Source organism: Stenotrophomonas bentonitica (genome assembly GCF_002887735.1).
Lineage (GTDB): Bacteria > Pseudomonadota > Gammaproteobacteria > Xanthomonadales > Xanthomonadaceae > Stenotrophomonas > Stenotrophomonas bentonitica_A.
In genome coordinates this window covers 371,919-396,599 of sequence record NZ_PKQP01000003.1, presented here as the reverse complement: position 1 = coordinate 396,599, position 24,681 = coordinate 371,919, and the positions used below count along the sequence as shown (strand labels likewise).

The 24,681-nt window shown below is 67.6% G+C and carries 25 protein-coding genes; 15 read left to right on the top strand and 10 right to left on the bottom strand.

The window, feature by feature from the left end:
• Positions 1-23: 23 nt before the first annotated feature.
• Positions 24-1,415, top strand: coding sequence for an FAD/NAD(P)-binding protein (locus C0R07_RS08930; protein ID WP_070470112.1), 1,392 nt, complete (start codon positions 24-26; stop codon positions 1,413-1,415).
• Between the two features lie 63 nt (positions 1,416-1,478).
• Positions 1,479-3,668, top strand: a complete 2,190-nt coding sequence (gene uvrD / locus C0R07_RS08925) for a DNA helicase II (protein ID WP_070470033.1) — start codon at positions 1,479-1,481, stop codon at positions 3,666-3,668.
• A 67-nt stretch (positions 3,669-3,735) separates the two neighbouring features.
• On the opposite strand, the gene C0R07_RS08920 is transcribed toward uvrD, so the two are convergent.
• A complete protein-coding gene (locus tag C0R07_RS08920) occupies positions 3,736-4,473 on the bottom strand; it encodes a hypothetical protein (protein WP_083298666.1) in 738 nt (245 codons plus the stop codon).
• 108 nt (positions 4,474-4,581) lie between these two features.
• Here C0R07_RS08920 and C0R07_RS08915 point away from each other — a divergent pair, with 108 nt between their 5' ends.
• A complete protein-coding gene (locus C0R07_RS08915) occupies positions 4,582-4,908 on the top strand; it encodes a low molecular weight protein tyrosine phosphatase family protein (RefSeq protein ID WP_102788704.1) in 327 nt (108 codons plus the stop codon).
• A gap of 137 nt (positions 4,909-5,045) precedes the next feature.
• A complete protein-coding gene (locus tag C0R07_RS08910; protein WP_026070161.1) occupies positions 5,046-5,600 on the top strand; it encodes a hypothetical protein in 555 nt (184 codons plus the stop codon).
• A 4-nt stretch (positions 5,601-5,604) separates the two neighbouring features.
• Here C0R07_RS08910 and C0R07_RS08905 read toward each other — a convergent pair whose 3' ends face one another.
• On the bottom strand, positions 5,605-6,336 hold the full coding sequence (locus C0R07_RS08905; RefSeq protein ID WP_070426222.1) for a ThuA domain-containing protein: 732 nt from the start codon (positions 6,334-6,336) through the stop codon (positions 5,605-5,607).
• Between the two features lie 214 nt (positions 6,337-6,550).
• Between C0R07_RS08905 and C0R07_RS08900 the strand changes: the two genes are divergently transcribed.
• From C0R07_RS08900 to C0R07_RS08890, 3 genes are all read left to right on the top strand, one after another.
• Entirely contained in the window at positions 6,551-6,808 is a 258-nt protein-coding gene (locus C0R07_RS08900) for a hypothetical protein (RefSeq protein WP_019185634.1), read from the top strand.
• Between the two features lie 49 nt (positions 6,809-6,857).
• Entirely contained in the window at positions 6,858-7,427 is a 570-nt protein-coding gene (locus tag C0R07_RS08895; RefSeq protein ID WP_070426221.1) for a sugar O-acetyltransferase, read from the top strand.
• A gap of 74 nt (positions 7,428-7,501) precedes the next feature.
• Positions 7,502-7,948 carry a universal stress protein gene (locus C0R07_RS08890; protein WP_102788703.1) on the top strand — a complete coding sequence of 149 codons (447 nt, stop codon included), beginning with the start codon at positions 7,502-7,504 and terminating at the stop codon, positions 7,946-7,948.
• 163 nt (positions 7,949-8,111) lie between these two features.
• Here the strand turns inward: C0R07_RS08890 and C0R07_RS08885 are convergent, their stop codons facing one another.
• Positions 8,112-8,351: a hypothetical protein gene (locus C0R07_RS08885; protein ID WP_019185637.1), complete on the bottom strand. Its 240-nt coding sequence runs from the start codon at positions 8,349-8,351 to the stop codon at positions 8,112-8,114.
• Between the two features lie 82 nt (positions 8,352-8,433).
• Positions 8,434-8,715: a DUF2782 domain-containing protein gene (locus C0R07_RS08880; RefSeq protein ID WP_102788702.1), complete on the bottom strand. Its 282-nt coding sequence runs from the start codon at positions 8,713-8,715 to the stop codon at positions 8,434-8,436.
• Between the two features lie 97 nt (positions 8,716-8,812).
• Between C0R07_RS08880 and polA the strand changes: the two genes are divergently transcribed.
• Together polA and C0R07_RS08870 are read left to right on the top strand one after the other, a co-directional pair.
• Positions 8,813-11,584, top strand: a complete 2,772-nt coding sequence (gene polA, locus C0R07_RS08875; protein WP_102788701.1) for a DNA polymerase I — start codon at positions 8,813-8,815, stop codon at positions 11,582-11,584.
• A 358-nt stretch (positions 11,585-11,942) separates the two neighbouring features.
• Positions 11,943-12,419, top strand: coding sequence for a DUF421 domain-containing protein (locus tag C0R07_RS08870; RefSeq protein ID WP_102788700.1), 477 nt, complete (start codon positions 11,943-11,945; stop codon positions 12,417-12,419).
• A 62-nt stretch (positions 12,420-12,481) separates the two neighbouring features.
• Here the strand turns inward: C0R07_RS08870 and hemF are convergent, their stop codons facing one another.
• From hemF to C0R07_RS08845, 5 genes are all read right to left on the bottom strand, one after another.
• Positions 12,482-13,378 (bottom strand): oxygen-dependent coproporphyrinogen oxidase, encoded by an 897-nt coding sequence (hemF, locus tag C0R07_RS08865; protein ID WP_070470021.1) that lies wholly within the window; start codon positions 13,376-13,378, stop codon positions 12,482-12,484.
• A gap of 41 nt (positions 13,379-13,419) precedes the next feature.
• On the bottom strand, positions 13,420-15,057 hold the full coding sequence (locus C0R07_RS08860) for a hypothetical protein (protein ID WP_102788699.1): 1,638 nt from the start codon (positions 15,055-15,057) through the stop codon (positions 13,420-13,422).
• Between the two features lie 50 nt (positions 15,058-15,107).
• Positions 15,108-15,671 (bottom strand): hypothetical protein, encoded by a 564-nt coding sequence (locus C0R07_RS08855; protein ID WP_146027593.1) that lies wholly within the window; start codon positions 15,669-15,671, stop codon positions 15,108-15,110.
• Between the two features lie 66 nt (positions 15,672-15,737).
• Positions 15,738-16,157, bottom strand: coding sequence for an NUDIX hydrolase (locus C0R07_RS08850; RefSeq protein ID WP_102788748.1), 420 nt, complete (start codon positions 16,155-16,157; stop codon positions 15,738-15,740).
• A gap of 28 nt (positions 16,158-16,185) precedes the next feature.
• On the bottom strand, positions 16,186-18,552 hold the full coding sequence (locus C0R07_RS08845) for a S9 family peptidase (RefSeq protein ID WP_167390339.1): 2,367 nt from the start codon (positions 18,550-18,552) through the stop codon (positions 16,186-16,188).
• A 319-nt stretch (positions 18,553-18,871) separates the two neighbouring features.
• On the opposite strand from C0R07_RS08845, the gene C0R07_RS08840 reads away from it, so the two are divergent.
• Both C0R07_RS08840 and cydB read left to right on the top strand, forming a co-directional pair.
• Positions 18,872-20,269 carry a cytochrome ubiquinol oxidase subunit I gene (locus tag C0R07_RS08840; protein WP_070470011.1) on the top strand — a complete coding sequence of 466 codons (1,398 nt, stop codon included), beginning with the start codon at positions 18,872-18,874 and terminating at the stop codon, positions 20,267-20,269.
• Between the two features lies 1 nt (position 20,270).
• Positions 20,271-21,284 carry a cytochrome d ubiquinol oxidase subunit II gene (cydB, locus tag C0R07_RS08835; RefSeq protein ID WP_019185501.1) on the top strand — a complete coding sequence of 338 codons (1,014 nt, stop codon included), beginning with the start codon at positions 20,271-20,273 and terminating at the stop codon, positions 21,282-21,284.
• 192 nt (positions 21,285-21,476) lie between these two features.
• Here the strand turns inward: cydB and C0R07_RS08830 are convergent, their stop codons facing one another.
• Positions 21,477-22,499 carry a pteridine-dependent deoxygenase gene (locus C0R07_RS08830; RefSeq protein ID WP_070470009.1) on the bottom strand — a complete coding sequence of 341 codons (1,023 nt, stop codon included), beginning with the start codon at positions 22,497-22,499 and terminating at the stop codon, positions 21,477-21,479.
• A gap of 126 nt (positions 22,500-22,625) precedes the next feature.
• Here C0R07_RS08830 and C0R07_RS08825 point away from each other — a divergent pair, with 126 nt between their 5' ends.
• From C0R07_RS08825 to C0R07_RS08810, 4 genes are read left to right on the top strand one after another with little or no spacing between them, the layout of a single operon-like run.
• Complete coding sequence (locus tag C0R07_RS08825; protein ID WP_102788695.1) at positions 22,626-23,360, top strand: beta-ketoacyl synthase chain length factor; 735 nt, start codon at positions 22,626-22,628, stop codon at positions 23,358-23,360.
• Positions 23,353-24,156, top strand: a complete 804-nt coding sequence (locus tag C0R07_RS08820) for a lysophospholipid acyltransferase family protein (protein ID WP_102788694.1) — start codon at positions 23,353-23,355, stop codon at positions 24,154-24,156. The genes C0R07_RS08825 and C0R07_RS08820 overlap by 8 nt, the downstream gene beginning before the upstream one ends.
• Entirely contained in the window at positions 24,143-24,403 is a 261-nt protein-coding gene (locus tag C0R07_RS08815; protein ID WP_019185497.1) for a phosphopantetheine-binding protein, read from the top strand. The genes C0R07_RS08820 and C0R07_RS08815 overlap by 14 nt, the downstream gene beginning before the upstream one ends.
• 20 nt (positions 24,404-24,423) lie before the next feature.
• A complete protein-coding gene (locus tag C0R07_RS08810) occupies positions 24,424-24,681 on the top strand; it encodes an acyl carrier protein (protein WP_019185496.1) in 258 nt (85 codons plus the stop codon).

The following is a 24,681-nucleotide window of genomic DNA, read 5'->3' as shown; positions in this document are numbered from 1 at the left end:
ACGTGGACGGCCGGTCCACGTGCATCGCCTACAATCGGGGCATGACTGCGTCCGATACCCACCGCCAGTGTGATCTGGCCATCGTCGGCGGCGGCGCTGCCGGCGTCCTCGTCGCGCTGCAGGCCCTGCGCCATGCACAGCGGCCGTCACGTATCGTGCTGTTCGAGCCGGCCTCGGTGCTGGCTGAAGGCATCGCCTACGCCACGCCGTGGCCCGAGCATCTGCTCAACGTACCGGCCGGCAAGATGAGCGGGCTGCCGGATCAACCCGCGGATTTCCTCGATTACCTGATCGACAGCCAGGCGATTGCCGGGGTACCGCGCGAGCTGCTGGCCGACCAGTTCGTGCCGCGCCGCCACTACGCCGCGTACCTGCGCGAGCGCCTGGAGCAGGCGCGCGAGCGCAGCGTGGCGGTGCTGGAGGTGGTCGAACAGCCGGTGTTCGCGTTGGCGCCCACTGCACAGGGCGTGCAGCTGCGGCTCGACGATGAGGTGACGTGGAACGCCCAGCGCGTGGTGCTGGCATGCGGCAACAGCATGCGCCCGTTGCCGGTGCCCGGTGCCGAGGCACTGCCGCCCGCGCAGGCGGTGGAGGCCTGGGATTACGATGGTGTGCGGGTGCTGGCCGGCGATGACGATCTGGCCATCATCGGCTCGGGGCTGAGCATGGCCGACAGCGTGGTGGCCCTGGCCGCCGCCGGTCACCGTGGGCGCATTTTCGTGCTGTCGCGCCACGCGCTGCTGCCCTTGCCGCACGCGCACGGCGCAGCCGTCACGTTCGATCCGCAGCCGCTGTTGGCGATGCCGCTGCGCCAGCGCGTCCGCGAACTGCGTGGGCAGGCCCGCACGGCGGTGGCGCAGGGCATCCCCTGGCAGAGCGTGATGGACCGGATCCGGCCGATGGGGCAGGCGCTGTGGTGGAGCTTGAACGAGGCCGACCAGCGCCGTTTCCTGCGCCACGTGGTGCGCTATTGGGACGTGCACCGTCATCGTATCGCCGAATCGGTGCACGCCCAGGTGGCCGAACTGGAGCGCAGCGGCCAGCTGCAGCGTCACCGTGCCCGGCTGGACACGCTGCTGGTGCAGGAAAGCGGGCTGCAGCTGCACGGCCGCAGCCCGAACCGTGGCCTGCCGCCGCTGACCGTGGGCGCGGTGATCAACGCCACCGGGGTGGAGACGCGCGCGCTGTCCATGCGCAATCCGCTGATCCAGCAGCTGCTGGCGGACGGGCATGCCCGCCCGGGCCCGCATGGCCTGGGCCTGGATACCACGGTGGAGGAGGGCGGCCTGATCGATGGCCACGGCCAGCCGCAGCCGGCGATCCGGGTGGTCGGCAGCCTGCGCATCGGCACCCTGTGGGAAAGCCTGGCGATCCCGGAGCTGCGGGTGCAGGCCGAACAGGCGGCGCGCGGCTGAACCCGTTCGATCCGCGCGCCGGGTAACGGCCCGGAGCGACCCGCCCGAGGGTAAAATGGGGACATGGATGTTTCCCACTTGCTCGACGGGTTGAACCCCGCCCAGCGCGAAGCTGTGTCCGCCCCGCCCGGCCACCATCTGGTGCTTGCCGGTGCCGGTTCCGGCAAGACCCGCGTGCTTATCCACCGCATCGCCTGGCTCAATGAAGTCTGCGGCGTGCCGACCCATGGCATTTTTGCGGTCACCTTCACCAACAAGGCCGCCGGGGAGATGCGTCACCGCATCGACCTGCAGCTGCCGCAGGGCAGCCGCGGCGCCTGGATCGGCACCTTCCATGGCCTGGCCCACCGCCTGCTGCGCCTGCATTACCAGGACGCCAAGCTGCCCGACAGCTTCCAGGTGATGGACTCGGACGACCAGCTGCGGCTGGTCAAGCGCGTGGTCCAGCAGCTGGAGATCGACGACGGCAAGTTCCCGCCGAAGCAGATCGCCTGGTGGATCAACGAGCAGAAGGACGAGGGCCGCCGCCCACAGCACATCCAGCCCGAGCCGCATGATGCGTGGCTGGAGACCATGCGCCAGGCCTACGCGGCCTACCAGGAGCGCTGCGACCGTGCCGGCCTGGTCGATTTCGCCGAGCTGCTGCTGCGCGCGCATGAACTGCTGCGCGACAACCCTGCCCTGCTGGCCCACTACCGTTCGCGCTTCCGCGAAATCCTGGTGGACGAGTTCCAGGACACCAACGCCATCCAGTACGCTTTCGTGCGCGTGCTGGCCGGCGACAGCGGCCACGTGTTCGTGGTCGGCGACGATGACCAGGCCATCTACGGCTGGCGCGGCGCCAAGGTCGAGAACGTCCAGCGCTTCCTGAAGGATTTCCCGGGTGCGCAGACCGTGCGCCTGGAGCAGAACTACCGCTCCACCGCCAACATCCTCGGCGCAGCCAATGCGGTGATCGCGCACAACCCGGACCGCATCGGCAAGGAGTTGTGGACCGACAGCGGCGACGGTGATCCGATCGATCTGTACGCGGCCTACAACGAAATGGATGAGGCGCGTTACGTGGTCGAGCGGGCGCGCCAGTGGGTGCGCGACGGCGGCAGCTACGGCGATGTGGCCGTGCTCTACCGCAGCAACGCGCAGTCGCGTGCGTTCGAAGAATCGCTGCTCTCCGAGCAGGTGCCGTACCGCGTGTATGGCGGCATGCGCTTCTTCGAGCGTGCCGAAATCAAGGACGCGCTGGCATACCTGCGGTTGATGACCAACCGCAACGATGACGCCGCCTTCGAACGCGCGGTCAACACGCCGACGCGCGGCATCGGCGACCGCACCCTGGATGAAGTGCGCCGGTTGGCGCGCGCCCAGGCGATCTCGCTGTGGGAAGCGACCATGCTGACCACCCAGGGAGATGCGCTGGCCGCACGCGCACGCAACGCGCTGGCCGGCTTCCTGGTGCTGGTCAATCAGCTCCAGGCCGAAGCGGACACGATGACCCTGGCCGAACGCATCGACCACGTGCTGATGCGCTCGGGCCTGCGCGAGCACTGGTCCAAGGAAAGCCGCAACGCGCTGGATTCGGAATCGCGCGCGGACAACCTGGACGAACTGGTCTCGGTGGCCTCGCGCTTCGTGCGTCGCGAAGATGACGTCGAAGAGACCCAGGACATGAGCGAGCTGGTCGCCTTCCTCGCCTACGCCTCGCTGGAGGCTGGCGAAGGCCAGGCCCAGGCCGGCGAAGAGGGCGTGCAGTTGATGACGCTGCACGCCGCCAAGGGCCTGGAATTCCCGCTGGTGTTCCTGGCCGGCATGGAAGACGGCCTGTTCCCGAGTGCACGTTCGCTGGAAGAAAGCGGCCGGCTGGAAGAAGAGCGTCGCCTGGCCTACGTGGGCATCACGCGCGCGCGCCAGAAGCTGGTGCTCTGCTACGCCGAATCGCGTCGCATCCATGGCCAGGACAACTACAACGTGCCCTCGCGTTTCCTGCGCGAGATCCCGCGTGAGCTGGTGAACGAAGTGCGCCCCAAGGTGCAGGTCTCGCGCGGCACCTCGCTGGGCGCCAACCGGGTGATGGGCCACGCCGCGCTGGAAGCACCGCCGCTCAAGCTGGGCGCGATGGTCAACCATCCCAAGTTCGGCGAAGGCATGGTCACCGACTATGAAGGCAGCGGCCAGCACGCCCGCGTGCAGGTGGAATTCATCGAAGCCGGCAGCAAGTGGCTGGTGATGGCGTATGCCAACCTGACGGTGATCTGATCACCGTCGGGGGCCGGGAATTCCTGTAGAGCCGAGCCATGCTCGGCTCCACAACAGCGGTCGGTCGTCAGCCGGTGGTGAACGTCTCCACGGCTGCCACCACCCCGGCGCGTTCCATCAGCTCTTCATGCTGACGGTTCTGGATCAGCACGTAGCGCCCTTCCTCCGGCGACAGTACTTCGATCACCTCGTCGCGATAATTGGTGATCTCGATGAAGCCATCGCTCACTCCGTTGAGGTTTTCGATCTCGGCCATCAGTGTCTCAAGACTCACGATGGCCCCGTTCTTGTCCGCTCCGCCGCCGGTCCGGGGGTTGTCGAAATACAGGCTGATCTTCGGTTGCCTGATCCTGCGCCAGTTGTTGACGTCGACGATGTGATGCGTGGACCACTTGAAATCCTCTTCTGATTCGTTGCCGCTGAACTCGCACTGGAAGATCGGCAGACACAGGAACAGGTCGGTTCGATTCGCACTGCGGTTCAGGAGCCCGTGATACGTGCTGGGAACCGCTATCGCGTGGGTGAATCCATAGATGTTTGGTGGAATAGCAAAAATCGTCGGTCTGTCACGAGACAGGTGGGACGGAGCGCTCAGCCCTACGCTGCAAGCGAACTGCGGATCATGGATGTCCTTCGAGGTGATCGCCAGATCATGCCCGTCGGCGTTTCGCAGGCAGCAATAAAGCGTGTACGTCGCAACGACGTATTTGCCAACGTAGCAACCATGGGCTTCGCCGACCTCGCCAAATTCCCTCAACAGCTCATCTCTGGTGATCATGGTTATCTGGACGGTGGGGAAGCCCATGATGGCTGTCGGAACCTTCGTCAGCAATGCAGTTTGTTTAGATTGTCCTGTGGGGTCAGATCCCTTTTCCGATGGAAAAGGAATCCGCCCCCGATTACGCTGCGAGCCATGACCCGCAACGTACTTTTCCTTTGCAGCCAGAACCGCCTGCGCAGCCCGACGGCCGAGCAGGTATTTGCCGATTGGCCCGGTATCGAGACCGCCTCGGCAGGGCTGCTGGCCGACGCCGAGGAAGTGCTCAGTCCGGAACTGTTGCAGTGGGCCGACCTGGTCTTCGTGATGGAGAAGGCGCACCGCAACCGGCTGTCCAGTCGTTACAACGCATGGCTGGGCGGCAAGCGGGTAATCTGCCTGGATATCCCCGACGACTACGAGTACATGGACCCGGTGCTGGTGGAGTTGCTCAAACGTAAGGTGGCGCCGTTCCTGCGTTGACCGCGCTGTTGTAGCGCCGAGCCATGCTCGGCCGCTTACTGCCGAAAGGCAGTCGAGCACGGCTCGACTCTACACATGGGAGCCGGCCAGCGGCCGGCACTACAATGGGCGGCATTCCTTTCGCGCAGGCCCCCGCCATGACCGATTCGCCGCTGCACGTCACCGTGAAGTTGAACGCCAAGCTTCAGCCCGAGCATCGCCACGAGCTGTTCGAAGATCCGCTGGATGCCCTGCTGGGCACTGCCGAACTGGGCGAGATCACGGGCGGTGGCACCGCGCTGACCGACGACGGCGAAGTGGACTATGGCGATATCGAGATCGCGTTGAACGATCCGGCCTCGCTGCCCGGCGTGATCGAGCTGCTGCAGCAGCTGGGTGCACCCAAGGGCTCGCTGATCCAGCGCGAAGGCGTTGCCGATCAGCCGTTCGGTGTCACCGAGGGCCTGGCGTTGTACTTGAACGGTACCGACCTGCCCGATGAGGTCTACGAGCAGTGCGATTCGAACTACGTGTTCGAGCAGATCGTCGAGCGTATCGAAGGCCACGGCGAGATCTGCAGCTGGTGGCAGGGCCCGACCGAGACGGCGCTGTATCTGTATGGCGCCTCGTTCGACACGATGCACGAGCGTATCGCCGATCTGCTGGCGAGCTATCCGCTGTGCCAGGGCGCGCGCGTGGTACGCACCGCCTGATCGATCAACACGCCGGCGCGTGGCCTGCCGCATAGCGCAGGCCACGGCGCAGCTGCGCCCGCACATTCGGGTCGGCATACACCGCCGCGTCGTGGCCCAGCCCGGTGTACCAGCTGCGGCCGCCATCGAAGGGCCGGCACCAGGCGATGGGATGATCGGCGCCCATGGTGCCGCCGTCGTAGCGCGATTCGTCCACCGTCGCGATGACCTGCACCATCCCACGGGGATTGCGCCGGTAGTTGTAGAGCTCATCGCGGATCGGCCAGGCCACTCCGGAAGCCTTCCCGTCCCGTTCGGGCTGCACCAACGTGTCCTGCAGACCTTCCGGGTGTTTGTGGAACCACGCGCCCACCAGCTCGCCATACCACGGCCAGTCGTACTCGGTGTCCGCGGCAGCGTGCACGCCCATGAAACCGCCGCCGTTGCGGATGAACTGCTCCATCGCGGCCTGCTGCGTGGCATCGAGCACATCGCCGGTGGTGTTGGCGAAGACAACGGCGCGGTAGCGGGCGAGGGTGTCGGCGCGGAAGTCGCGCGGATCCTCGCTGTGATCCGCCCTCAATCCGGCCTCGGTGCTCAGCTGGCGCAGCGTCGCCACGGCCACTGGAATCGAGTCGTGGTGGAACTTGGCGGTGCGGGTGAAGATCAGGATGCGGTCGGCGCCGGGTGGGGCGGCAAGCCCGGCCATCGGGAGCAGGAGCAGCGAACACAGCAGGGCGATGAGCAGTCGGCGCATGCGCGGAGTCTGTCACGGGCCGCGGCGCCTGGCGTCCTGCGCTGCAGCACGGGCAACGCATGCGTGCGCGATCGGGCAGGGGGCGGGGCGGGCGGGCACGCTTCATCCCGGATCCTCCCCGGCTCATCCCGGATTTCACGCGCTTCGTCGCGTGCCGCTTGTCGCTTCCAAGGGCGGCGCCCAGAGTCTGCCCCTGTCCGCTGGGAGCGCACTCGTGAACAAGGGAATTCCGTATCTGCTCGCTGCACTGGTCCTGCTGACGTGGTCGGCAGGCTGGGCCGAGCCGGTGCTGGCCCTGGTCCACCACGCGCAGAGCTGCCTGGCCGGCGGCGGCGACTTCGATCTGCTGCGCCTGCGCTGCCAGCCACAGCCCAGCGTGGTGTGCATCGGCCCCGCAACGTTGTGGTTCTGGCTGAGCGGCGTCGTCTTCGCGGTGGTGGCACTGCTGGGCACGCGGCGTGGCGCACGCTGACACGCACGTGGGCAACCGGCATCATCGGGCTCTGTCTGATGGAGGCCACATGGGTCCGAGCGAAAAGGAAAAGATGCTGTCCGGGATGCCGTATCGTCCGGGCGACCCGGAACTGCAGGCCGAGATGGCGGCGGCCAAGGTCTGGATGGTCCGTTACAACGCGGCCCTGGCCGAAAGCCCGGCCGTGCGCCGCGCGCTGTTGCGCGAGCAGCTCGGTGCGGTCGGCGAAGGCGCGGTGATCCGGCCGCCGTTCCACTGCGATTACGGCAGCAACATCCGCCTGGGCCAGGGCGTATTCCTCAACTACAACTGCGTGATCCTGGACGTGGCCGAGGTCAGCATCGGCGATGGCACCCAGATCGGCCCGGCGGTGCAGATCTATGCGGCCGACCATCCGCGCGATCCGCAGGCACGCGCGCAGGGCCTGGAGTCGGCCAGGCCGGTGCGCATCGGCCGCAATGTCTGGATCGGCGGCGGCGCGATCATACTGCCCGGCGTGACCATTGGCGATGACGCGGTGGTCGGTGCCGGCAGCGTGGTCACCCGCGATGTACCGGCCGGTGCGACGGTGGTGGGCAACCCGGCACGGGGAGTGACTGCACGCACCCACGGCGATTGATCCAGCTCAAGGCACCGCGTCCACATCGGGTGTGCAATGGTGATGTTCCCATTGCCACCCCAAGGAGCTCTGCCATGTACAAGCGCATCCTGATCGCCACCGATGGTTCGGAGCTGGCTGAAAAAGGCCTGGCCAAGGGCCTGGAGCTGGCCAGGGACCTCGATGCCGAGGTCGATATCGTGACCGTCTCCGAACCGTGGGCGGTGGGCATGTACGACGCCATGGGCTGGAGCGTGGGCTACATGAACTCGCCCGAGTACAAAGCCGACCGCGAAGAGACCGCGCAGAAGGTGCTGCAGCCGGCCAAGGCCGCCGCCGAGGCGCAGGGACTGCGCACCACCACCGTGCACGTGCTTGACCGCTATGCCGCCGACGGCATCATCGATACTGCCACTGAACGCGGCAGCGACCTGATCGTGATGACCTCGCATGGTCGCCGTGGCGTCACCCGTGTGCTGCTCGGCAGCCAGACCGCCGAAGTGCTGGCACGCAGCACGGTACCGGTACTGGTCATCCGGTAACGGGGAAAGCGGTAGTGCCGGCCGCTGGCCGGCTCCTAGGTTGGCCCGATGCAGGCGCAGCCGGCCAGCGGTCGGCACTACCTCCCCCTTCGTCGCAAAGCGTGCGCGTCCCATCCGTCGCGCGGCGCGAGCGCCCGATCAATCGCGCATCGTGCGCGTCCGATCAATCGCGCAGCTTCAACGTCTGCGATTCATCCAGCGTGCCATCGGGCTGCAGCACCACATAGCGCTCGCCGTGGCGGTCGAACAGTACCGGGATCGGGTCGCGGAACAGCGGGCGGCGCACGAAGCGCAGCTGCCAGCCGAAATGCTCCAGCGTTTCCACCGCCTGGCGCTGCTCCGCCGTCAGGCCGGCGCGCAGTTCAGCCGGGTTCGGGGCAGTGCGGCGTTCGGGTGTGGTCATCGAGCGTAGGCGTGCAGGGACGGGCGTGTTGCCCCGGCCACCGCGTGCGGACACGGGGCGGCCGGGCGGACAGCGCCGCGGTTCACCAGCTGTAGAGCTTCCAGTAGACCGGGGAGACGCCGTCCTTGTCACTGTCCATGCGGCCATCGCCGTTCTGGTCATACATGTAGAACGGGGCACCGCGCGACGGGGTCACCTTGACCATCCGCAGCTGGTCACCCACCCGGTATTCCTCGATGGTGTCGCCGTTGTCCTGGACCGTCTTGACCACGTCGGCACCGGTGACATCGACCGGGGGCCTGCCGCCGCCACCGGTGGCACAGCCGGCCAGCGCGAGCAGGCCTGCGAGCAACAGAATCTTCATGGGCCGGGAGTCCTTGGGCGAAGAGGGCCTGATTATGCCCGATGGATCGTGAGCCCGGTGCCGACGACGGTCAGGGCCGGGCGCGTAGAATCGTCGCATGAGCCGATTAGTCCTGATTGACGGGTCCAGTTACCTGTATCGCGCGTTCCACGCGCTTCCGCCGCTGACCAACGCACACGGTGAACCCACCGGCGCGTTGTTCGGTGTGGTCAACATGCTGCGCGCCACCCTGAAGGAGCGCCCCGAGTACGTCGCTTTCGTGGTCGATGCGCCCGGCAAGACCTTCCGTGACGACCTGTACGCCGACTACAAGGCCAACCGCCCGCCGATGCCCGACGACCTGCGCCCGCAGATCGAGCCGATGTGCCGCATCGTCGAAGCGCTGGGCCTGAGCATCCTGCGCATCCCCGGCGTGGAAGCCGATGATGTGATCGGCACGCTGGCCCTGCAGGGCCACCGCGATGGCCTGCAGGTCACCATTTCCACCGGTGACAAGGACTTCGCCCAGTTGGTCCGCCCGGGCATCGAGCTGGTCAACACCATGACCGGCAGCCGCATGGATTCGGACGCGGCGGTGATGGAGAAGTTCGGCGTGCGTGCCGACCAGATCGTCGACCTGCTGGCGCTGATGGGCGACGCGGTGGACAACGTGCCGGGTGTGGAAAAGTGCGGCCCCAAGACCGCTGCCAAGTGGCTGGCCGAGTACCAGCACCTGGACGGCGTGATCGCCGCGGCCCCGACCATGAAGGGCAAGATCGGCGAAAACCTGCGCGCGGCGCTGGAGCGCCTGCCGCTCAACCGCGAGCTGGTCACGATCCGCACCGACGTGCCCCTGGAGGTGACGCCGCAGACGCTGCCGCTGCGCGAGCCGGATGTGCCCTCGCTGAGCGAGCTGTACCTGCGCTACGGTTTCACCCAGGCCCTCAAGGAGCTGGGCGGCCCGGTGCCGGCCCCCGCCGCCGCCAGCGATGCCCCGGTCAGCCTGCGTGGCACCGCGGCCGGCTACGCCCGCGGCACGGCGGAGGAGGCGGTGGTGCCGGTCGACCCGGCGCTCTCCGCCCCCGGTGAGTACGAGATGGTGCTGACCACTGAACAGCTGGACGCCTGGGTGCAGCGCCTGGCCACGGCCGAGCTGATCTCCTTCGATACCGAGACCGACGCGCTGGACGCCATGCGCGCCAACCTGGTCGGCATCAGCCTGGCGGTCGAGCCGGGCCGGGCGGCCTACATCCCGGTCGGCCATGATTACCCGGGTGCGCCGGCCCAGCTGCCGCGCGAGCAGGTGCTGGCAGCGCTGCGCCCTGCCCTGGAAGACCCCACCAGGAAGAAGCTTGGCCAGCACGGCAAGTACGACCTGCACGTGCTGCGCCGCCACGGCGTGAACCTGCAGGGGTACCACGACGACACCATGCTGGAGAGCTTCGTGCTCAATTCCACCGCCACGCGCCATGACATGGACTCGCTGGCGATGCGCTACCTGGGCTACACCACGATCAAGTTCGAGGAGGTGGCCGGCAAGGGTGCCAAACAGATCTCGTTCTCGCAGGTGGGCCTGGACGAAGCCTGCCGCTACGCCGCCGAAGATGCCGACGTGACCCTGCGCCTGCACCACGCCCTGCAGCCACAACTACAGGCCACGCCCTCGCTGGACAGCGTCTACCGCGACATCGAGATGCCGCTGGTGCCGGTGCTGACCCGCATCGAAGCCAATGGCGTGCACATCGACATGGCCGAACTGCGCCGGCAGAGCCAGGACCTGGGCTCGCGCATGCTGGCTGCCCAGCAGAAGGCCACCGAGCTGGCCGGGCGCACCTTCAACCTGGATTCGCCCAAGCAGCTGCAGGCCGTGCTGTTCGACGAACTGCAGCTGCCGGCACTGGTGAAGACCCCCAAGGGCCAGCCCAGCACCAACGAAGAGGCGCTGGAGGCGATCGCCGAGCAGCATGAACTGCCGCGGGTGATCCTGGAGTACCGCGGGCTGGCCAAGCTGCGCAGCACCTACACCGACAAGCTGCCGGAGATGATCAACCAGGACACCGGGCGGGTACACACCAGCTACCACCAGTCCGGCGCCGCCACCGGCCGGCTGTCCTCGTCCGACCCGAACCTGCAGAACATCCCGATCCGCACCGAGGACGGCCGCCGCATCCGCCGCGCCTTCGTCGCCCCGCCGGGCCGCAAGATCCTGGCCTGCGATTACTCGCAGATCGAACTGCGGATCATGGCCCACCTCTCCGAAGACCCCGGCCTGGTGCGGGCCTTCGAGCAGGGCGTGGACGTGCACCGGGCGACCGCGGCCGAAGTCTTCAGCCGCAGCCTGGAGGAGGTCACCTCCAACGAACGCCGGGCCGCCAAGGCGATCAACTTCGGCCTGATGTACGGCATGAGTGCGTTCGGGCTGGCCCGCAACCTGGGCATCGACCGCGGCCAGGCCCAGGATTACGTGGCGCTGTACTTCAGCCGCTACCCCGGCGTGCGTGATTTCATGGAACGGATGCGCCAGCAGGCCCGTGACCAGGGCTACGTGGAGACCCTGTTCGGCCGTCGCCTGTACCTGAACGACATCAACGCCCGCAACCAGGGCCTGCGTGCCGGGGCGGAACGCGCCGCCATCAACGCCCCCATGCAGGGCACGGCGGCCGACATCATCAAGCGCGCCATGGTGAAGGTGGACAGCTGGCTGCTCGACCACAGCGACCAGGCCAAGATGATTCTGCAGGTACACGATGAACTGGTCTTTGAAACCGAAAGCAGTTTCCTCGATACCTTGCGTTTGAAAGTCGTTGAATTGATGTCGTCAGCGGCCGAACTGCGGGTACCGCTGGTGGTGGATGCCGGCGTCGGTGATAACTGGGATGAGGCACATTGAGGCCTGAATCACAGTCAAAAGGCTGAATTGGTTCATTGCGCCGCGATAATCTGACTGTTGGATGAATGTTTCCGGGAAGAGGGGCGGATTAATTGGGCCCCTTCACGAACTATCAATGTTCGGAGTGCTTTGATAGACCTCGACAGGCGCAATGCCTGTTGTGGATCTCTCCCATCCCCTGGAGCAGATCTCGGAACGGGGGCTCCTCCCCAAGCGCCCGTTCCCCGGCCCCGCTAACCTCCCCCTGGTTGGCGGGGCTTTTTATTTGTGGGGCCGAAAACAGCCCCTCCGCGCCGCCCGGCCATTGCCTCGCAGCGGGTGCCGGCCCATGCTGGCTGGACCAGTCCGGGGAAAGGCAATGAGCGACCTGTTTGCATTGGCCATGCCGTGGTGGGAATTCATCCTGCGCGCGGTGGTGGTGTACGTGGTGGTCCTGGGCATGGTCCGGCTGTCCGGCAAGCGCGCGCTGGGCCAGATCACCCCGTTCGACGTGCTGCTGATCGTGTTGCTCGGCAACGCGGTGCAGAACGCCCTGCTGGGCCAGGACACCTCCCTGGGCGGCGGCCTGCTGCTGGCGGCGACGCTGATCTCGATCAACTACGGCGTGGGCTGGCTCAGCACGCGCAGCCGGCGGATCGAATCGCTGGTCGAAGGCGAGCCGGTGCTGATCGCGCGCGATGGCAAGGTGCTCGATTCGGTGCTCAAGCGCGAGCTGGTTACCCCGTCCGACCTGGACGCCGCGCTGCGTCAGCAGGGGTGCCTGACCATCGATGACGTCGCCCTGGCGGTGCTGGAGATCAACGGCCACATCACGATCGTGCCGAAGAAGGCGTAGAGCCACCCCATGGGTGGCTGCCATCTTTGGGACCGCAGCCACCCATGGGGTGGCGCGCTGGGTTACACCCAGTCGCGCGGAACCAGGTAGTCGGCCAGGCGGGCTTCGTCGCTGCCGGTTTCAGGTTGGAAACCGTATTCCCAGCGCACGCGCGGGGGCAGGCTCATCAGGATGCTCTCGCTGCGCCCACCGCTCTGCAGCCCGAACAGGGTGCCGCGGTCGTAGACCAGGTTGAACTCGACATAGCGGCCGCGCCGGTACAGCTGGAACTCGCGCTCGCGCTCGCCATACGGCGTGTCCTTGCGGCGCTCGACCAGCGGCAGATAGGCGTCCATGAAGCCATCGCCGACCGCGCGCAGATACGCAAAATCGCGCTCGAAGTCGCCATGCAGGTCGTCGAAGAACAATCCGCCTACGCCCCGCGTCTCGTTGCGGTGGCGCAGGAAGAAATACTCATCGCACCAGCGCTTGTGCGCCGCATAGCGCTCTTCGCCGAAGGGCGCGCACAGATCGTGCGCAACCTGGTGCCAGTGCCGCACGTCTTCGTCGATCGGGTAGAACGGGGTGAGGTCGAAGCCCCCGCCGAACCAGGACGCCACCGCCACGCCATCGCGCTCGGCGCGGAAGTAGCGCACGTTGGCGTGCGTGGTCGGCAGATAGGGATTGGCCGGATGGAACACCAGCGAGACGCCGGTCGCGCGCCATGACGCGCCGGCCAGCTCCGGCCGGTTCGCCGAGGCCGATGGCGGCAGGCGGGTACCGGCCACATCGGAGAACCCGATCCCGGCCTGCTCGAACACGGCGCCATCGCGCAGGATGCGGGTACGGCCACCGCCACCCTCCGCACGCTGCCAGAGATCTTCGGCAAAGCGGGCCTGGCCGTCGGCGGTTTCGATCGCCGCACAGATGCGGTCCTGCAGGTCGGTCAGATACGCGCGGACGCGGTCGAAGTCGTTCATGGCGCTACTTTACCGCAGGCCGGTGCACGGCCTGCGTGTGCTCAGTGGCCGCTCTTGCGGTTGCGGTTGCTGCTGTCCTTTGTCGCGGCAGGGGCCTGGGCCGGCGCATCGGCATCGTCGTCCGCCTCGGCCTCGGCGGCCATGCGCTCGGCGATCTGCTCCAGCCCGGCGCTGACCTGCATCAGGCCCCAGTTGCGGGTCGCGTGCACATCGCAGGCCACGTGCGTGCCGTTTCCATCCTTGGCGCAGATCGAGGCCATCTGCTCGGGCAGCGCCTCGTCACCGGTGTGTTCGTAGACGCTGGCCAGGTTCTCGCAGCCCTCGCGTACCCCGGCGGCGCAGAGCTTGAGATAGAACGGCGCCGCCTCGGCCCAGCGGTTGCGCAGCGCCAGCTGGTGACCGGCGGCATTGCAGCCCTGCAGCTTGCCGGCCGCGCAGCACGCCTGCGCACCGCCCTCGCGGCCGAGCGTCGGGCAATCCTGCGGCAGCGGGGTTTCGACGAAGACCACCGGCGCGCTGCACTGCTGCGCCTCGCCGGTGCGCTCGTAATAGCTGAAGCGGTTCCAGCTGTCCATGCCGATCAGGTTGCCGTTGGCCAGGCGCTTGAACACGAAGTCGTCGCCCTGGTCGTGACGCACGCGGATGTCGCCATCGACCAGGCGCGCGCGCAGCTTGCCGCCGAAGCCGCTGTCGATCATGCCGCCATCGCCGAACGGCAGATGGTCCATCAGGCCCTGGCTGGCCACATAGCTGCCGCAGGGCAGGGACGTGGCTGCCACCGGGCTCAACGCCTTGGCGTCCAGCCCGGCCAGCGGGGCGGCCCGCTCACAGGCGCGCGGGTCGTGGCCCCGGGTGCAGGCCCGCTGCAGTGCATCGCGGGCGGGAACCAGGCGGCCGGCGTCCCACAGTGCTTCGGCGGCCTTGGCGCAGAACGTGCCGCCGGTCTGTGCCTGGCAGATCGCGGTGATCTCATCGAGCTGCGCGGCCGGCAGCGGCGAGGCATCGGCGGCGGCGAGGCCGCCGAGCAGGGCCTTGGCAAAGGCCTGGCCCATGGCGTCACGCGCGGCCTCCAGGCAGGCGGCCTGGTCGTACTGGGCGGAGTCGGGCTTGCAGACCTCCGGCGCGTCCCTGTCCGGGCCTTCATCCCGCGTGGCGGCCAGCGTCCTGGCTTCGTGCGCCCCGGACTGGAAGTTGGCCAGCAGGCGCTTGCAGGCGGCCGGGACATCCTCGCGGCACCACTGGCGGAGGCGGTCGTTGCTGGCGAAAAGCATGTCGTCCAGGCAGGTGCCGATCTCGGCCCGGCAGGACGCAGCGGGGAACACAGTGGCGGGGCGACAGGTGGCGGCCTTCTGCAGGCGGTACGCGTTGAAGCGGTCGCTGAGCAGGCGGCCGCCGTCCTCTACGGTCAGCGCGCCGACGCCGCCATTGTCCAGGTCGGCCAGCTTCAGCTCGTCGCCGAGGCGGCTGAGGAGGTACGGCTCGGGTGCCTGGCCGGGAATCTGCCGCACGCCTTCATTCGCACTGTGCAGGGTCAACGTGGTGCCGGTGTCCTCGGAGACGAACGTGCCGCACACCATCGCCTGGGCGGCTGCGGTCGCGGGCAGGCTGACCGCCGTGAGCAGGGTGAACAGGGTCGTGCGCCAGCCGTGGCGGCGCAGAAGCGGGAGGGAAACAGTCACACCATCATCCTTGCAGGTCGTGCAGCGCGCGGTGGCGCTGCGGGGGAATGTCAGCGGCGGAACAGGGCACGCACATCGGCCGCGCACAGGCGCACGATCAGCCAGCCCTGCAGCACCGCGAAGGCCAGCGCGGTCATGCCGGCAAGGCCGCTGCAGATCACGCGCTGCATGCGCAGTTCACTGCGCAGCTTGAGCAGTTCAATCGACATCGTGTCGTCGGGTATCTGCGCCAGCAGGTGGCCGAACGCATCGTCCAGCAACCACGCGGCGATTACGTTGAGCACGGCGGTGACCGCCAGCAGCACGATGAACAGTGCCCATGCCCAGCGCCAGCGACGCAGCATCCCCCAGCACGCCGCACTGCCCAGCAGGCTGGACACGCACAGCAGCACGTTGGCGAGCACCGGGTGGGTCAGCAGCCAGCGCAGCGAGCCGGGCAGCCAGTGCAACTCCTCATCGGCCAGCAGCGCCTGCAGCGCCTCCGCGCCCGACAATGGAATGGCAACCAGGGCCAGGACGGCCCACATCGCGGCCGAGGCCAGGCAGACCAGCAGCACGGACTTGAGCAGGGGGGCGAGAAAGGCAGGGGCGCCATCCCCGCTGGGGCGGGGCATGGAGGAAGGCAATTGCGGGGGAAGCGACGCTGACATCCGGTGTCCTGGTTGGGCAGGCCGCAACGTCTAGGTCGCCGCCACCGCGTTCGCGGCCGCGGGCAGGATATGGTCTGCGCTCAACGGTGCCAAGCGCCGCCCATGCGGCGGGCGCAACGGCACCCAGGCCAGTTCGGCGATTTCCGCCTGTGGCCGCGGCGTCCCGGTGATCGTGACCAGGAACGCATGGGCCCGTACGCGGTGCCCGGCTTCGTGCACCGCCCAGGCCTCGAACCGGCCCAACAGCACGGCCCTGGCAAGGTCCACCGTGACCCCGAGTTCTTCTTCCAGCTCGCGCGCCAGCGCGGCCAAGGGTGCTTCGCCGGGCTCGGGTTTGCCGCCGGGCTGGATGAAGGTGTCCGAGCCGTGCTTGCGCACCACCAGTACGCGGCCGTCGGGATCGAAAACGACCGCGGCGACGATATCGATCGTCGCCGCGGCGTGCTGCACGTCAGTGGGCACCGACGTCATCGCTGGATTACTTCAGGTTCTCTTCGAACAGCTTGAGGATGCGCTTGTACTGGTCCAGCCAGGAATCGGCACGCACATAGCCGTGGCGTTCCAGCGGGTACGGCGCGATCGACCAGTTGTCCTTGTGCAGTTCGATCAGCTTCTGGGTGAGGTTGACCGAATCCTGGAAGAACACGTTGTCATCCATCATCCCGTGCGCGATCAGCAGGTGGTCCTGCAGCCCGTCGGCGTACTCGATCGGCGACGATTTGCGGTACGCCTCCGGGTCGATGTCCGGGGTATTGAGGATGTTGGCGGTGTAGCCGTGGTTGTACTGGTGCCAGTCGACCACCGGGCGCAGCGCGGCACCGGCCTTGAACGTGCCCGGCGAGCGGAACAGCGCCATGAAGGTCATGAAGCCGCCGTAGGAGCCGCCGTAGATGCCGGCGTGGTCGCGGTCGCCCTGCTTGGTGGCCACCAGCCAGTCCAGACCGTCCTTGTAGTCTTCCAGTTCCGGGTGGCCCATGTTGCGGTAGATCGCCGTGCGCCAGTCGCGGCCGTAGCCGGCGCTGCCGCGGTAATCCATGTCCAGCACCACGTAGCCCTTCTGCACCAGCAGGTTGTGGAACATCTGCTCACGGAAGTAGGCCGGGTACTGCTGGTGCACGTTCTGCAGATAGCCGGCGCCGTGCACGAACATGGCGATCGGGTACTGCTTGCCCGGCTCGAAGGTCTCCGGTCCGTAGTACTTGGCCCAGACCACGCCCGCGCCGTGCTTGGACGGCACCTGTACCAGCTTGGGCTGGATCCACTCGCGCGCCTTGAACTCGGCCGTGCGGGTGTCGGTCAGCACCTTGGCCTGGCCACCGGCAGCGGGCACCACGGCCAGCTGGGTCGGCAGGTAGGCGCCGGAGTAACGCACCAGCAGCTGCTGGCCATCCGGGGACAGCGAGAAGTCTTCCACGCCGTTGAGCGAGGTCAGCTCACGCACCTGCTTGCTGGCGGTGTCGACCGCGCACACTTCGTAGTCGCCCGGCGACTGCTGGTTGCACAGGAAGTAGAAGCCGCGGCCGTCGGCGCTGGGCACCGGCATCGAGCTTTCCCACTTGCCGCCGGTCAGTGCCTGAGGCTTGGCCGTGCCCTGCTGGGTATACAGGTGCGAATAGCCGGATTCTTCGGACAGCAGCCACAGCGTGCGGTTGTCGTTGGACCAGCCGAAATCGTTGAAGCTCCAGTTGATCCAGGCGCTGTCGGTCAGGCGATGACGCGTCTCCAGCTTGGCGCTGGCCGGGGTCACGCTGGCGATCCAGCGGTCCTTGTTGTCGTTGGCGCGCAGCATGATCGCGGCCTGCTGGCCATCGGCGCTCCAGCGGATGCCGGGCGCGCCGGGGCCACCGAGTACTTCCACCGGGCGGTTGCCCTTCAGGGCGTCCTTGCCGGCGGCCTTGCGCAGCGCGGCCAGCGGGTCGGTGGCGATGCCCGGCAGGCCGTCCAGCGACAGCGGCTTGACCGTGCCGGCGACGGCATCGACCAGCCACAGCGCGTTCGGCTCCGGGTCGTTGCGGCCCACGCGGGTGCGGGTCTCTTCGAATTCTTCGTAACCCGATTCGGTCACGTATTTGGGCATCTTGCCGCCGCGGCCTTCATCGAAGCTCTTCGGCTTGGTGACCACGATCAGGGTGCGCGCATCGGGCGAGAGCACGCTGTCGACGATCTCCACGTCGGCGCCCAGATACACCGGGCCCGGTGCACGGGTGCCGTCGGCACGGCGCCAGCTGGCTTCCTGCGCCTTGAGCGCCTCGCGCTGGGCGCGGTCGTTGCGCAGCGTGGCCAGGGTGCGCAGCTGCTGCTCACGCAGGGTGTCGGCCTTGGGCGCATCGTCCGGGTTCTTCTCGGCCTTCAGGCTGGCCACCTGCTGCACGCCGGCGGCGGCGGTCCAATGGAACCAGTTCTGGCCGGTACGCCAGATCACGCCGCCATCGCGGGCGAAATTGACCGCGCCGGACTTTTCCGTGCTGCGGGTCAGCTGGGTCAGCGCGCCACTGCGCAGGTCACGCACGAACACATCGCCATTGCGCACGAACGCCGAGCGCTGGCGCGCGCTGTCGTAGACCGGGCTGTCCACATCCAGGGTGCCACGCTGGTCATCGCCGACCTGCGCAGCCACGCCACCGGCGACCGGCTGGCGGAAGGTATCGCGCACCGGGCTGCCGGTGCGCTTGAGCTGGTACTCGACCTGCTGGCTGTTCCAGGACCACCACGCGCTTTCGACCGGGGGGCCGATCCAGTCCGGGTCGGCCATGGCCTGCTCGATGGTGATCGGCGTCGGCGCCGCATGGGCAGCGCCGCCAAGGGCGGCGAGCAGCAGCAGGGACAAAGGCAGCGTTCTGGGCATTGCGGGCGGCACCAATGAGGAAAACCCGCCAAGCGTAGCAGCCGCAAGGGCCGCGGGAAGGGGCCACAGGTCATGGGCGTGCGCTCATGAGCGACGGCCGGTGGGTCGGGCGCTGGGCCCCCATACCCGTTCCGGCGAATGTCCTCCGGCGTCGGCCTGCGGCCGCCCCCTCCCCCTTTATTTCGCCTCCAAGGGTATGGGGGCCCAGCGCCCGACCCACCTGCGACAAAGTGAAGCAGCGCGTCACCGGGTCGCATGTGCCTTTCACGGATACAGGCCCAGACTGGTGCGGATTCCAGAAGCCAGTCGGAGGCGTCTCTTGGACGCGTTGTTGTTGTCCCGGATCCAGTTCGGGTTCGTCATCAGTTTCCACGTGCTGTTCCCGGCCTTCACGATCGGCACGGCCAGCTGGCTGGCCTTTGTCGAATCGCGCTGGCTGCGCACCGGCAATCCGGTCTGGCGCGAGCTGTATTTCTTCTGGCAGAAGATCTTCGCCGTGTCCTTCGGCATGGGCGTGGTCAGCGGCATCGTCATGGCCTTCCAGTTCGGGACCAACTGGCCGCGGCTGAGCGAGGTCGCCGGTACCGTGATCGGGCCGCTGCTCACCTATGAAGTGCTCACCGCGTTCTTCCTGGAGGCCAGCTTCCTGGGCGTGATGATGTTCGGCTGGGGCAAGGTCTCGCCGCGGCTGCATTTCTTCTCCACCTGCATGGTGGCGCTGGGCACGCTGGTCTCCACGTTCTGGATCCTGTCCTCCAACAGTTGGCTGCAGACGCCGGCCGGCTACGACATCATCGACGGCATCGTGCACCCGCAGAACTGGTGGCAAGTGGTGTTCAATCCGTCCTTCCCCTACCGCTTGGCGCACATGGCGCTGGGCTCGTTCATCACCACCTGCTTCGTGATCGGCGGCGTGGGGGCGTGGTACCTGCGCAAGGACGTGCACCGCGAGGCCGGTCGCAAGATGCTGCTGGCCGCGGTGGGCTTCGCCGCGCTGACGGTGCCGGTACAGATCTTCGTCGGCGACATGCATGGCCTGAACACGTTGAAGCACCAGCCGATGAAGATCGCGGCGGTGGAAGCGCACTGGCATTCCGAAGGCGAGGGCAAGGGCGTGCCGCTGGTGGTGTTCGCCGTGCCCAACGAGAAGGCCGAGCGCAATGACTACGAGATCGCGATTCCGCGCCTGGGCAGCCTGATCCTCACCCATTCGCTGGACGGCACCTTCGATCCGCTGACCTCGGTGCCTGCCAGCGATCGGCCGCCGGTGGTGCCGGTGTTCTTCGCGTTCCGGGTGATGGTCGGGCTGGGCACGTTGATGCTGCTGCTGGCCTGGGTCTCGGCGTTCCAGTGGTGGCGCGGCAAACTGTTGCAGTCGCGCTGGTTGATCCGCGGCTGGAACTGGATGCTGCCCAGCGGCTTCATCGCGCTGATCTCCGGCTGGTTCGTGACCGAGATGGGCCGGCAACCGTGGGTGGTCTATGGCGTGCTGCGCACGGCCGATGCAGTCGGCCCGCAGAGTGCGTGGATGACGGCGTTGTCGCTCGGTGTGTACATCGTGGGCTATGCGTTCGTGTTCGGCTGGGGCATCTGGTACCTGGTGAAGATCATCCGCACCGGTCCCAAGCCGCATGAGCCGGCACCGAAGCTGGATGCCGGCAGCCACACCCCGGCGCGGCCGCTGTCCGGTGCCGATGAACCGCTGGAGGAGCGCTGAGATGGAGATGACCACCTGGTTGCCCGTGGCATGGTTCGCGGTGATCGGCTTCGGCGTGCTGATGTACGTGGTGCTGGATGGCTTCGTGCTCGGCATCGGCATCCTGGCGCCGATGGCCGAGGATGAAGAACAGCTCGACATCATGATGAACACCGCCGCGCCGATCTGGGACGGCAACGAAACCTGGCTCGTGCTGGGCGGGGCCGGGTTGATGGCGGCCTTCCCGAAGGCGTACGCCGCGCTGCTGTCCGCGCTGTACCTGCCGGTGCTGCTGCTGGTGGTGGCGCTGGTGTTCCGCGGCGTGGCCTTCGAATTCCGCTTCAAGGCACACCGCTCGCGCAAGCTGTGGAGCGTGGCGTTCGGCCTGGGTTCGCTGCTGGCCGCGTTCGCGCAGGGCGTGATCCTTGGCGCGCTCGTGCAGGGCCTTCAGGTCGTGGATGGCCGTTACGTGGGCGGCGCCTTCAGCTGGTTCAGCCCGTTCTCGATGCTGACCGGCGCTGCCGTGGTGTTCGGTTACGCGCTGCTGGGCAGCACCTGGCTGATCCTCAAGACCGAGGGCCGCGAGCAGACCTTCGCGCGCACCTTGACCCGCCCGCTGGTGGTCGCCGTGATCGTGTTCATGGGCCTGGTCAGCGCGTGGCTGCCGTTCCTGGATTCGCGCCTGATGGCGCGCTGGTTCAGCGATGGCAACTTCTGGTGGCTCTCGCCGGTGCCGTTGCTGACCTTGGCGGTCGCCACGGCGCTGTGGCGCAGCGCGATGCACCCCAAGCGCGATCTGCCGCCGTTCCTGTTGACGCTGGGCCTGTTCGTGCTGGGCTTCATCGGCCTGGTACTGGGCATGTGGCCGTACCTGCTGCCCCCCAGCATGACGTTGTGGCAGGCGGCCGCGCCGGCCTCGTCGCTGAGCTTCAGCCTGGTCGGGCTGGTGATCCTGCTGCCGGTGATCCTGGGCTATACGGCGTGGTCGTACCGGGTGTTCCGCGGCAAGGTGCGGGCGGATGTGGGGTATCACTAAGCGGCTGGCGCTTCCCTGCTGCGCGTGGGCGAGGGCGGTCAGACCCTGCCCGGACGCGACGTAAACCCATCCATGGGGGCTCGACGGGTGCGAGCGATGGCGAAGAGCAGCCGACCGACGGTCGGCTCTACGGGCAGCACGCCACCCACGCCGACCCCGATCAGGCACGACCGGCACATCACGGCGTTCGGCTCAGCCGTGCAGTCCCTCGATCTCCACCAGCAGCTCCGCGCGGCATACCTCCGCATGCAGCACCACGAACGGCGGTGCCGTCGGCAGCGCCGCCATCTGCACCGCCACCGGGCCCATATCCTCCGCCCGGCGCACATACACCTTGAGCACCGAGCCCGAACCCAGTACCGGTGACAACGACGGCCGCTGGCCGCGCGCCGTATCCACCAGGCTCTGCAGATTCGTCAGCGTCTCGCGCAACTGCTCATCCACCGCCCCCGTGTGCTGCGACACATGGCCCACGATCGCCGCCGTCCCCGACTGCAGCAGCGGCAGGCCCGTCGCCAGCGGCGGCAGCAGCGCACGCGAAAAACTGGGCGACTGCGGCCCGTACTGGCGCGGATACCGGAACGCGCTCACCTGGCGCGGATTCTCCAGCGGCTGGCCCGGTTCACGCGCGGCCAGCCAATACACCTGCAGACGGCGCTCGCCATCGAAACGGCCGATGCAGGTCGCCGCCGGCAGCGCGGCCTCGTCCAGCTCGCGCAGGCCACGGACGCGTCCCACGCAGAAGCGCCGATAACGTTCCTGGTCACCGTCGCCCTCGGTCACGGCATCAAGATAGTTCCAGGTCCGCAGCAGGTGCGGATAGCCGCACCGCGACAGGAACGCGCTCATCCGCGCGTAGGCCTCGGCCGCAGCCGATTCGATATCGCTGTCGGTCTCCTCGATCTCCAGCACCCCGAACAGCAGGCTGTCGTTGTGCGACCAGCGCACCCCGTCGGTGACCCCGTGTTCGACCGGCGTGCCGCTGCGCCAGACCTCGATCTGCGCCGGGCCCTGTTCGGCCAGCGGCACCTGCAGCCAGCGCGGGTCGTCCAGCGTGGCGCGGGGAAGGCCGAAGCCGAACACGGCCAGTGTGCGCGGGTCGGCCAGTGCCGCCTCGCGCTGCGTGGCCGGGACGTACGCGACACGGAACAACGCGGGTCCGGAGGAAGGGGAAGCGACTGCCGGGGCCGTTGCGTTGTCGATCGTGTTGCTCATTTCAGAATGTGAATGCAGCCAGTGCCGAGAGTGTCATGATAGCGTGCGCTCCTTTCCCGGCGCCGCCACCGGTGCCAGGCGATGTCGACGGCCTTCTCCTGGTACCCATCCATCATGTTGGCGGGAATGATTGAGTTTTCTGTAATCGATTGGGCGGCGTGGGCGCCGGGCATCACCACCCACGCGCAGTGGCAGGCGTGGGCGAAGGCCCCCTGGCTGCCCACCGGTGAGGACACCCCCGCGTTGTCCGAAGTGCCCGCCATGCAGCGACGTCGCATCGAGCGGCTCGGACGCATGGCGATCCAGACCGCCTGCTGGTGCGAGCAGCCCGACGACGGTGGCCGGGTGCCGCTGGTGTTCGCCTCGCGGCACGGCGACGTGGCCCGTTCGATGGAGCTGCTCAACACCCTGAGTGCGGACCAGCCGATGTCGCCGACCGGCTTCGGCCTGTCGGTGCACAACGCGATCGCAGCGCTGTACTCGATCGCCCGCGGCCAGCGGGGCAACTATCTGGCCCTCGCGGCCGCCCGGGCCACGGTGGAAACGGCCTGCGTGGAGGCCTTCGGGCTGCTCGCCGATGGTGCGCCGGAGGTGCGGCTGGTGGTGTACGAATCGCCGTTGCCGCCGATCTATGTCGGCTTCGCCGACGAGCCCGACCCCTTCTTCGCGTGGTGCTGGCGGCTCGGGCCGGCCAGCGGCCCGGGCACCCGACTGTCGCTGGGCTGGGGTGCCGGCGGCGGGGATCGTCCCTCCGACGGTCTGCCGCATGGCCTTGAAGCGCTGCGCTTCCTGCTGGCGGGGTCGCCTTCGCTGGGCCTGGAGGCCGACGGCCAGCACTGGAGCTGGCAACGCCATGGCTGAGCGCTGGCCGGCCCGGATCAACCGTGCTTGGCGGGTGCTGGGCACGGGGCTGAGCTTTGCCGCCTTCGGGATCGGCGGGCTGGTCCTGGGCGGGATGCTGTTCCTGTCCCTGTTGCTGGTCCGCGACCCGGTCCGCCGGCGCGTGCTGGCGCGGCGCCTGGTCCAAGCCGGTTTCGCCACCCACGTCGGCCTGATGCGCCGGCTGGGGCTGATGACCTACGAGATCCGCGGGGGCGAGCGCCTGCAGCGCAACGGCCTGCTGATCCTGGCCAACCATCCGACCCTGATCGATGTGGTGCTGCTGATCGCCCAGCTGCCCAATGCCGACTGCGTGGTCAAGCAGGCCGTGGCCCGCAACCCGTTCATGCGCGGCCCGGTGCGTGCCGCCGGTTATGTCTCCAATGATGATGGGGCCGGGCTGGTGGACGACTGCATCGCCGCGGTCCAGGCCGGCGGCAACCTGGTGATCTTCCCGGAAGGGACCCGCACCGTGTCCGGGCAGCCGCTGCGCCTGCAGCGTGGCGCGGCCAACATCGCGGTGCGGGGCCGGCTGGACATCACCCCGGTGCGGATCACCTGCACCCCGCCGACCCTGACCAAGGGCCAGAAATGGTATCGTGTGCCATCACGGCGATTTCACGTTCAGCTGGAAGTCGGGGAGGATCTCCCGATCGCCCCGTTTCTGAACGAGACCGGCGATGCGCCCAGGGGGGATGCCTTGGCGGCCAGGCGTGTGACCGATCATCTTGCCCATTACTTCGACTTCGCTGGAGACCCGACCCGTGCAGGCACTTGAGCACGAGATCAAGGAATTGATCATTTCATCGCTTTCACTGGAAGACATCACTCCCGAAGACATCGATTCCGCCGCCCCCCTGTTTGTCGAGGGGCTGGGCCTGGATTCGATCGACGCGCTGGAACTTGGATTGGCCCTGCAGAAAAAGTACGGTGTCAGCCTGTCAGCCGATTCGGAAGAGACCCGTCGCCATTTCTCCAGCGTGCGTGCCCTGAGCGAGTTTGTCGCCGCACGCCAGCCGTCCTAACGGCGCGTCAGGATTTACCCATGACCAAGAACGAACTTTTCGAGCGCATCGTCAAGATCCTCAAGGACAGCTTTGAGATCGAGCCGAGCCGCATCACGCCTGCCGCGCGGCTGTACGACGACCTGGACATCGACAGCATCGACGCGGTCGACCTGATCGTGCAGCTCAAGCCGCTGCTCGGCCGCAATCTGCAACCGGAAGCCTTCAAGCAGGTGCGTACCGTGCAGGACATCGTGGATGTGGTGCACGGGCTGTTGCCCGGTCAAGCGGCCGCCTGA

Coding starts and splice junctions, on each gene's coding strand:
- C0R07_RS08885 (WP_019185637.1), bottom strand. CDS start 8,351: ATGACCACACCCGAACGCCGCACTGCCCCGAACCCGGCTGAACTGCGC.
- C0R07_RS08820 (WP_102788694.1), top strand. CDS start 23,353: ATGGCTGAGCGCTGGCCGGCCCGGATCAACCGTGCTTGGCGGGTGCTG.
- C0R07_RS08845 (WP_167390339.1), bottom strand. CDS start 18,552: ATGCCCAGAACGCTGCCTTTGTCCCTGCTGCTGCTCGCCGCCCTTGGC.
- C0R07_RS08905 (WP_070426222.1), bottom strand. CDS start 6,336: ATGCGCCGACTGCTCATCGCCCTGCTGTGTTCGCTGCTCCTGCTCCCG.
- C0R07_RS08880 (WP_102788702.1), bottom strand. CDS start 8,715: ATGAAGATTCTGTTGCTCGCAGGCCTGCTCGCGCTGGCCGGCTGTGCC.
- C0R07_RS08855 (WP_146027593.1), bottom strand. CDS start 15,671: ATGCCCCGCCCCAGCGGGGATGGCGCCCCTGCCTTTCTCGCCCCCCTG.
- C0R07_RS08890 (WP_102788703.1), top strand. CDS start 7,502: ATGTACAAGCGCATCCTGATCGCCACCGATGGTTCGGAGCTGGCTGAA.
- uvrD (WP_070470033.1), top strand. CDS start 1,479: ATGGATGTTTCCCACTTGCTCGACGGGTTGAACCCCGCCCAGCGCGAA.
- C0R07_RS08895 (WP_070426221.1), top strand. CDS start 6,858: ATGGGTCCGAGCGAAAAGGAAAAGATGCTGTCCGGGATGCCGTATCGT.
- cydB (WP_019185501.1), top strand. CDS start 20,271: ATGGAGATGACCACCTGGTTGCCCGTGGCATGGTTCGCGGTGATCGGC.
- C0R07_RS08830 (WP_070470009.1), bottom strand. CDS start 22,499: ATGAGCAACACGATCGACAACGCAACGGCCCCGGCAGTCGCTTCCCCT.
- C0R07_RS08915 (WP_102788704.1), top strand. CDS start 4,582: ATGACCCGCAACGTACTTTTCCTTTGCAGCCAGAACCGCCTGCGCAGC.
- polA (WP_102788701.1), top strand. CDS start 8,813: ATGAGCCGATTAGTCCTGATTGACGGGTCCAGTTACCTGTATCGCGCG.
- C0R07_RS08810 (WP_019185496.1), top strand. CDS start 24,424: ATGACCAAGAACGAACTTTTCGAGCGCATCGTCAAGATCCTCAAGGAC.
- C0R07_RS08920 (WP_083298666.1), bottom strand. CDS start 4,473: ATGGGCTTCCCCACCGTCCAGATAACCATGATCACCAGAGATGAGCTG.
- C0R07_RS08870 (WP_102788700.1), top strand. CDS start 11,943: ATGAGCGACCTGTTTGCATTGGCCATGCCGTGGTGGGAATTCATCCTG.
- C0R07_RS08910 (WP_026070161.1), top strand. CDS start 5,046: ATGACCGATTCGCCGCTGCACGTCACCGTGAAGTTGAACGCCAAGCTT.
- C0R07_RS08825 (WP_102788695.1), top strand. CDS start 22,626: ATGATTGAGTTTTCTGTAATCGATTGGGCGGCGTGGGCGCCGGGCATC.
- hemF (WP_070470021.1), bottom strand. CDS start 13,378: ATGAACGACTTCGACCGCGTCCGCGCGTATCTGACCGACCTGCAGGAC.